The sequence below is a fragment of the Pseudokineococcus marinus genome (assembly GCF_013004605.1).
Taxonomy (GTDB): domain Bacteria; phylum Actinomycetota; class Actinomycetes; order Actinomycetales; family Quadrisphaeraceae; genus Pseudokineococcus; species Pseudokineococcus marinus.
In genome coordinates this window covers 1-981 of the sequence record NZ_JABEMA010000572.1, presented here as the reverse complement: position 1 = coordinate 981, position 981 = coordinate 1, and the positions used below count along the sequence as shown (strand labels likewise).

General features: G+C 80.0%; 2 protein-coding genes. One reads left to right on the top strand and one right to left on the bottom strand.

The features are described 5' to 3' along the window. Nucleotides 1-172 precede the first annotated feature (172 nt). Nucleotides 173-850, top strand: a complete 678-nt coding sequence (locus HLB09_RS17570) for a Crp/Fnr family transcriptional regulator (protein ID WP_171204555.1) — start codon at nucleotides 173-175, stop codon at nucleotides 848-850. A 14-nt stretch (nucleotides 851-864) separates the two neighbouring features. On the opposite strand, the gene HLB09_RS20495 is transcribed toward HLB09_RS17570, so the two are convergent. After that, the gene (locus tag HLB09_RS20495) at nucleotides 865-981 is read right to left on the bottom strand and encodes a hypothetical protein (protein ID WP_409373024.1); all 117 of its coding nucleotides are present in this window, start codon (nucleotides 979-981) and stop codon (nucleotides 865-867) included.

Below are 981 nucleotides of genomic sequence, written 5' to 3'. Positions count from 1 at the left end.
GCCCCGCTCCTCCCGTCGACGCCCCGCCCGCCGGCCCAGCGCCGGCCCGTGGAGCCCGTGCCCGGCGGCGGACCCGCGCCGCCGGTCGCCGGACCGGGCCGCGCGTCCGGGACCTGCCACACTCCCGGCTGAGGTCGACCGGCGCCGGGCCGGTCGAGGAGGAGGTCAGCGCGTGGACGACGCCGTCCGGCGGGCCCCGCTCTTCCGCGGGGTGGGCGACACGGCGGCGGGCGCGCTGCTCGCCTCCATGGGCCGCGTGGAGCTCCCCCGGGGCGCCGTGCTCTTCCGCGAGGGGGACGCGGGCGACCGCCTCTACGTCATCGTCTCCGGCACCGTGAAGCTCGGGCGCCGCGCCGCCGACGGTCGCGAGAACCTCCTCGCCGTCCTCGGCCCCTCGGAGATGCTCGGCGAGCTGTCGCTCTTCGACCCGGGCCCGCGCACCGCGACGGCGACCGCCGTGGCCCCCGTCGTCCTCGCCGGCCTCGGCCCCGAGGAGCTCGACAGCTGGCTCTCCGGACGCCCCGAGGTCGCCCGCCACCTGCTGCGGGCGCTGGCCCAGCGCCTGCGCCGCACGAACGACGCCGTCGCCGACCTCGTCTTCACCGACGTCCCGGGGCGCGTGGCGGGCGCCCTCGTCGACCTCGCCGACCGCTTCGGCCAGCCCGCCGCCGACGGCTCCGTGCGCGTCGCCCACGGCCTCACGCAGGAGGAGATCGCCCAGCTCGTGGGCGCCTCCCGCGAGACCGTCAACAAGGCGCTCGCGGACTTCAGCGGCCGGGGGTGGCTGCGCCCCGAGGCCCGCGCGGTCGTGCTCGTCGACGTCGAGCGCCTCCGCCGCCGAGCCCGCTGAGACCGGGCGCGCTCCTACGCCGCGCCGCCGCCGGCGGGCTCGTCGGCGAGGAGGGCGAGCGCCGCCGCGCTGGAGCGCTCGGCCGCCGGCCGCAGCGCGGCGTCCAGGTCCGGGTAGACCCGCGCGACCAC